The 6,577-nt window shown below is 60.1% G+C and carries 3 protein-coding genes; 1 reads left to right on the forward strand and 2 read right to left on the reverse strand.

Annotation, left to right across the window (positions count from 1 at the left end; all coding sequences use genetic code 11):
- Positions 1-533: 533 nt before the first annotated feature.
- Positions 534-1,598, reverse strand: coding sequence for a type II toxin-antitoxin system antitoxin DNA ADP-ribosyl glycohydrolase DarG (gene darG, locus RMCN_RS02655; protein ID WP_067387087.1), 1,065 nt, complete (start codon positions 1,596-1,598; stop codon positions 534-536).
- Positions 1,599-1,619: 21 nt separating this feature from the next.
- A complete protein-coding gene (gene darT / locus RMCN_RS02660; protein WP_165604400.1) occupies positions 1,620-2,228 on the reverse strand; it encodes a type II toxin-antitoxin system toxin DNA ADP-ribosyl transferase DarT in 609 nt (202 codons plus the stop codon).
- A gap of 898 nt (positions 2,229-3,126) precedes the next feature.
- On the opposite strand from darT, the gene RMCN_RS02665 reads away from it, so the two are divergent.
- Positions 3,127-6,534: a DEAD/DEAH box helicase gene (locus tag RMCN_RS02665; protein ID WP_067387084.1), complete on the forward strand. Its 3,408-nt coding sequence runs from the start codon at positions 3,127-3,129 to the stop codon at positions 6,532-6,534.
- Positions 6,535-6,577 lie beyond the last annotated feature (43 nt).

Here is a 6,577-nt window from a genome sequence, read left to right on the forward strand (position 1 = left end):
CTCCGCCAGAGCCGACAACACGGCACAATAACCACGACCACGTGGCCTACTTTTCACCGTCGCTTCTGGCCTAGTTTTCGACCGTCGTCGACAGAGGGTTGCGGGGCTAGCGGTTAGCGTCGCCCACACGGTTCAGCCCTACGTCGACGTGACCTTGCGCTGACGACGAACGACCCTCACGGTTCATAAACTGTTCTGCACCATCGTTTTGGCTGAGCTCATACTGTCGCTGTAACTGGTTCGTGCTCATGCCATTTCAGTAGGCCTGTATCAATTTGGCGATGGCTGACGCGGACAGCTGGTGATTCACATCTGTCTGACGAACATATCCACACATCACTGGTCGTTGCCGAGCTGCTTGTGGTTTAACGCCTGGGCGCACAAGTGGACACCAGAACAGTTGCCGGTAGAAACAGGGACCGCGCACGACACAGGGAAGGTGCTTGTTCAGCGGATGCAAGGACGGCGGCAGAAGCGATATTCGACTTGTCCCGGACTGGCCGGGGTTCTAGTTCAGTGCCGTACACACAACCTTAGACATGCGCGGGTTCTGTGACCCACCCCTTCCCTCGAAGATTCTCCCATGCACGGCGTATATGCATTTCCGAGAACATCCTCCCCTTTCGGGGGGTCCACTTCTGTACCTCTTTAACGAGGAGATCGGCGTCACCGCTCGCTCGCGGATCTTCTTTCGCGATCCAGTGAACGCTAGCCAAAAGCTCAAGCCCGTAAGGTGTCTCGTAACCGTTCGCCAGCTCGAGCACACGCTCGATCCGTTTTCCAGTGTCTGGGTGTCCATCAAGAAACGCCTGCGCGGCGTCCAGTGCGCCGGGTAAGACGTCGAGCGGCTCGGCGTCCATCACCGCAGTCGCGCCATCGCCGAACCCACGGAGATAGTGGCCCTCTACGACTTTGAGCACATGCCTCAAATTGTCAGCATATGGTCCGTACCAAGCCTTCTCGTACCTGAGACTAAGTGGCTCCCCAGCCACTTGGAGGAAGTACATCAACTTCTGCGACTCGATCAGGGATGTGCTCGCCTCCGCTTGGCTGGAGTAGCCGTCGAGAAGGGCGATCAGCGCTGCCCGGCCGGCCGTCATTGGCGGACGTGGCTCGTTCGTAGGCATAGATGCTGCGCTTGGGGTTCCCGTCGGCGGGTAAAGCAGGACGTCCACTTCCGGAATCGCCTGGAATGCGGCGACGATTAGTGGTTCGACATCGGCCCAGTCCAGTCCGCCGTTCCCACAGCCGAGCGGTGGTACCGCGATCGATTTGATGCCGTATTCATCCACCACTCGGATAAGGTCAATGAGCCCTGACTCGATATCGGCTAGCCGGGACTTTGCCTTCCAGTGCTTCTTCGTAGGGAAATTAATGATGTACCGGGGACCAGTCATTTGATTGGTTTCCCACACCGACATTCTGCCAAGCCGGATTTCGCCGTTCTTAGCGGCGCCCTCGTAGGCTTTGTACATCGATGGGTAGGCGCGCTTGAACTGCAGGGCGATGCCCTTTCCCATTACGCCGACAGTGTTTACGGTGTTGACAAGCGCGTCAACGTCGGCGCGGAGCAAGTTTCCGTCGCCGGTCCTGATCAAAGTTGCCGCTCCCTCCACACGTCAGATGTACCAGTCGGGTCTGACATAGACCTCGGTAGATTGCCCGTTGGCTGCCAGCGTTGAACGCACAGCCTCCGCCTGTTCTTCCCTGTGAACCATGATCGCCCCGAACCTGTCAAACGGCACCCGCTGATGTACAAGACACTCCGCCATCCGACGTTCCTTACGTTCGGGATCCTGGTCGGTGTTGGCCCAGTACCTCTGTTTCATCAGGTTCCAATCAACAAGATCGTCGCCGTCCGCTTCGGGTTTGAATTTTGCGTAGTCCAGTCGCGCATTTCGATCAGTGAACAGCAGCTTTAGGCCACCCTCAACCAGGATCTGCGTCGTGGTCGCGAGGTACATCAGGGACGTCGAGTCAGTGCCGAATTCCGGAACCTTCCCGTTCGAGATTGCCGACATCATCGGACTTCGCGCAGCGAAATAGAACGGTACGTAATCCGCCACCCGCCCGTAAGGCTCGATCGGCACTGGTCGTTTCCGCCGAGCCGCCTTGATGCCGACGTTGCCCGCCTCACGAGTCAAAACACCTGTGCTCTGTGCATCTGTGTCGCATAGCAACCCGTTGTTGATAACCGTTTCCAAGTGCTCGATATGGGTGAAGTGCAAGACTATCGTTGGGTTGGGCCGTGTCGGCAAAGACTAACCCTCCGGGGCAAGATCTTGGAATATTTCCGATCCAGCGTACGGCCGCGTCGACGGACGTCGGAGCATTATGGCCATCGCGTCGTGCAAGATGGATCATGCTGCCGACGCGTTCACCACGGCGTGTGCGACTGTATGGCCGGCGAACACCCCCCCCACCGCCTTCACGCCTGTCGTCGGACATTGGTGCTAGCTCTCGGATATTGCGGCTTGCATTTCGGCGAGGCAGCGGCGCTGACTGTATCGAGCGTCGACGTCGACGCCGGGCGTACCGGGGGCGCGCTCGATGACGTACGTACGTGCGCAAACCGGGTCTCGCGGAGGGCCGACGAAGAGCAAGCGGTCCGGAGTGTGCCGGTACCGGCGTTTTTGTACGCGCTCTTGAAGTGAAGACGGGGGCGACAACCGCCAGCCGGACGACCTACTGTTTCCGTCTGTCGCGGCGGGTCTGCCCACGATTTGCTGACTTGCCTCAGCGTCGAGCCGCAAGCTACCTGGTCGATCCAAACCAGCAACTACTCTGTCCAGGCACGGGGGATCTCCCCGGACACGAGACTTCACAGGGTGCGAGTTCCTTTTGGGGCACTCAGTGAATTTGCCGTTTCCGCTGCTAAAGGGGCGCTTCCCGTCGGATCGGGGCGACGCGGTGACCACCGTCGCCACACTTGAGCAAAATGTCCGTGCCCCTGATTACGATCATGTCGGGCATACGACCTTCCGAAGCGTATGCGCTTTCCCCGACGGCGGCGACAATGACCACAACACACAGACAACCCCGCAGGCTGTGGCTCCACGGGCCACGGTCGTTGCTACGCCTGGCTCGACGCACAACTAGCACACGCAATAGCGTCCGGTCACGTCCGTGAACTTCGACGACCTGTTAGCCCAATTGGACCCCGACCCCAAACGCGCGGGCAAACAATTTGAACCCATCTGTCAGTGGTACTTGCAGCACGACCCGAGCTACGCGTTCGAGAACGTGTGGCTGTGGAAGGAGTGGCCCGACCGCTGGAAGGAGGGTGAGGCTGGTATCGACCTGGTCGCGCAGACTCGCGCCGGTGAACTGTGGGCTATCCAGGCCAAGCACTACGGCGACAAAATCCCCAAGGATGCGATCCACGGATTCCTGTCGGAGTCTGCGCGGAAGAGTGCTGACGGGCGGTCGCCATTGTTTGCTTACCGCTTACTGATCGGGACACCAGCGACCACTGAGCCCTTCTCCCGCCATGCGCAAGATGTCGTAACGGGCTCATACATCCCTGTGGGTGTGGTTGACCGCGCCGTTTTGGAGTGCGCACCGCTCGACTGGCCGAGCTCACCATCCGACTTGCGTGCCCGACCACAACCACCGAAGGTGCCGCGGCCATACCAGGCCGAGGCGATCGATGACGTGTGGGCGGGCTTCCGCGGTGCAGATCGTGGCCAGTTGATTATGGCGTGCGGACTCGGCAAGACGCTGATTTCCTTATTCATCGCGGAAAAACTTGCTTCCGAACGCACGCTGGTATTGCTGCCGTCTCTGTCCTTGCTGGATCAGACGATGCGTGAATGGACCGCTAGCCGGACAGTCGAATTCGACTATCTGTTGGTGTGTTCTGATATGACTGCCGGCGGTGAAGACGCGGCTGTAGAGCATACGAGCAATCTTGGCCATCCGGTAACTACCGATCCTACTAAGATCGCCGAGTTCCTGCGCCGGCCTGGTCGCCGCGTTGTCTTTTCCACTTACCAGTCATCCCCAGAGGTCGCCGCTGCCTGCGCGGTGGCAGGGGTGCCCGCCTTCGACTTGGCGGTTGCCGACGAGGCGCATCGCTGCGCCGGGCCGATCGCATCGATGTTCGCGACCATTCTCGACGGCGAGAAGATCCGAGCTCGGCGGCGCCTGTTCATGACGGCGACCCCGCGAATCTTCGCTAAGCGCATCCACGACGCTGCCCTGGATGACGACCTGGCATATGCCTCGATGGACGACGAGGAGACATTCGGCTTGGTGTTCCACCGGCTGAACTTCAGAGACGCCATCCACCACAAACCGAACAGACTGCTCACCGATTACCAGGTTCTGGTTATCGGTGTGGACGAAAACCATCCCACGTTTCGAGACTGGGCCGAGAACCAAAACTTCGTCCAGCGCGTTGAAGGCGTGGCTGAAAACGCTGGGCGCCTGGCCGCGCAGATCGGGCTGGCGAAGGCCATTCGGGATTACAACCTGCACCGGGTGATCACCTTCCACAGCCGGGTCAAGCATGCGGCGGAATTTGCTGACACGTTAGAAGAAGTAGTTTCCTGGATGCCCGAGGATGAGCGCCCCACCGTGAAGACGTGGGCGCGTCATGTCTCGGCCAAGGATTCGACAGGCGTTCGACGCCAAGAGCTGCAACGTCTCCGGAGTGTGGGTGCGGGCGAGTGCGGAGTGCTGTCCAACGCTCGGTGCTTGACCGAGGGCGTGGATGTACCTGCCCTCGACGGCGTGGCGTTCATTGACCCGAAGCGCTCCGTGATCGACGTCGCGCAGGCTGTCGGCCGCGCGATTCGGCTAGTCCCCGACAAGACGCTCGGCACCATCGTCATCCCAATCTTCATGGACGCGACCGATAAGGACACGAACACTGCCCTTAAGAGTTCGGCCTTCAAACCTGTCTGGGATGTTCTGCTGGCCCTGCGCGCCCATGACGAGGAACTGGCTGAACAAATTGATGAGCTCCGCCGCCAGCTTGGCAAGCGGAACAGACCCAAGGGACCAGTGAAGCTCCCACCGAAGATCCACGTCGATCTGGGGCCGCGGGTGAGCGATGCGTTCGCCCGCGCGTTCAACACGAAGCTGATCAACATGACTTCAGCCTCATGGGAGTTCTGGTTCGGCCTGATGGAGCAGTTCGTCGAGCAGAACGGTCACGCGAACGTCCCGGCGGCCCATAAGGAAAGCGGCTACAAGCTCGGTGCCTGGGTGGGCGAACAACGCAGCGTATTTGCGGAAGGCAAACTCCACGCGGACCGCGAAAGCCGACTCAAACAACTGCCCGGCTGGACGTGGGACAGCCGTGCTGCGGCGTGGGAGGAGGGTTACAGCCATTTCCGCGAGTACGTCGAGCAGAATGGCCACGCGGCCATCCCAGCGACATATAAGGCAGCTGACGGTTATCGACTCGGCCAGTGGCTCAACGTACAACGAAACGCCTACGCCAAACCCGGACTAGATGCCGACCGCGAACGCCGACTGCGAGAGCTCGGCTGGGTGCCAAACCTCCTGGACGCCGCCTGGGAGCACGGTTACCGGCATTACCAGTGCTTCGTAGAACGCGAAGGCCACGCCCGTGTGCCTCAGTCTCATGAGGAAAACGGCTTTCGGCTCGGTCGGTGGGTCAATAAGCAACGCCAGGCGTATCGCAAAGGCAGCATGGATGCCGAGCGCGAACGTCGGCTGCTTGAGCTGGGCTGGACATCGCACCCCTATGTCGCTGCGTGGGAGGAGGGGCTTGAACGCTATCGCCGCTTTGTTGAACGCGAAGGCCATGCCAACGTCCAGGCGCGCTACGAAGAAAATGGTTATCCGCTCGGTACGTGGGTCAGCAAGCAACGTGTTGATTACGCCAATGGCCGTCTGGACACCGACCGCGAACGAAGACTTCGGGAGCTGGGCTGGACACCTGAGGTGTGGGCCGCAGCGTGGGAGGAAGGCTTTAGTCACTATGAGCGCTATGTAGAACGCGAAGGTCAAGCCCGCGTCCTGCAGCAGCACAAAGAGGACGGCTATCCACTAGGCTCCTGGGTCAACACCCAACGAAGCCAGTATGTAAAAGGCTGCTTGGACGCGGATCGCGAACGCCGACTTCGGGAGCTGGGCTGGACACCGGAAACGACTGCAGACGCGGCGTGGGAGCAAGGCTACAGTCACTACAAGCGCTTTGTGGAGAGCGAAGGCCACGCCCGCGTCCCGGTGGTTTATGAAGACGGTGATGGCTATCGGCTCGGCTCGTGGGTCGCCGTCCAACGCCGCGTTTACGTCAAAGGCAAACTTGATTCGGAGCGGGAGCGCCGGCTGCGCGAACTCGGCTGGACACCCGAAACTTACGCCACTCCGCCGTGGGAGGAAGGCTATCGCCGATACCGCGAGTACGTCGAGCAGCACGGCCCCCACGTTCCGTCGGCATATGCCACGCCTGACGGCTATCGCCTCGGGCAGTGGTGCTCGGCTCAACGCGCAGCAAGCCGGAAGGGCGTATTAGCCCGGATTTTTCGTGGAATGTTGACTGTGGGGGTGTGTAGATAAGCGAAAGTGCCTGTCCTGCAAGGAATAATTGGACTTCTCTACG

Origin of the sequence: Mycolicibacterium novocastrense (assembly GCF_001570485.1) — a bacterium.
Classification (GTDB): Bacteria; Actinomycetota; Actinomycetes; order Mycobacteriales; family Mycobacteriaceae; genus Mycobacterium; species Mycobacterium novocastrense.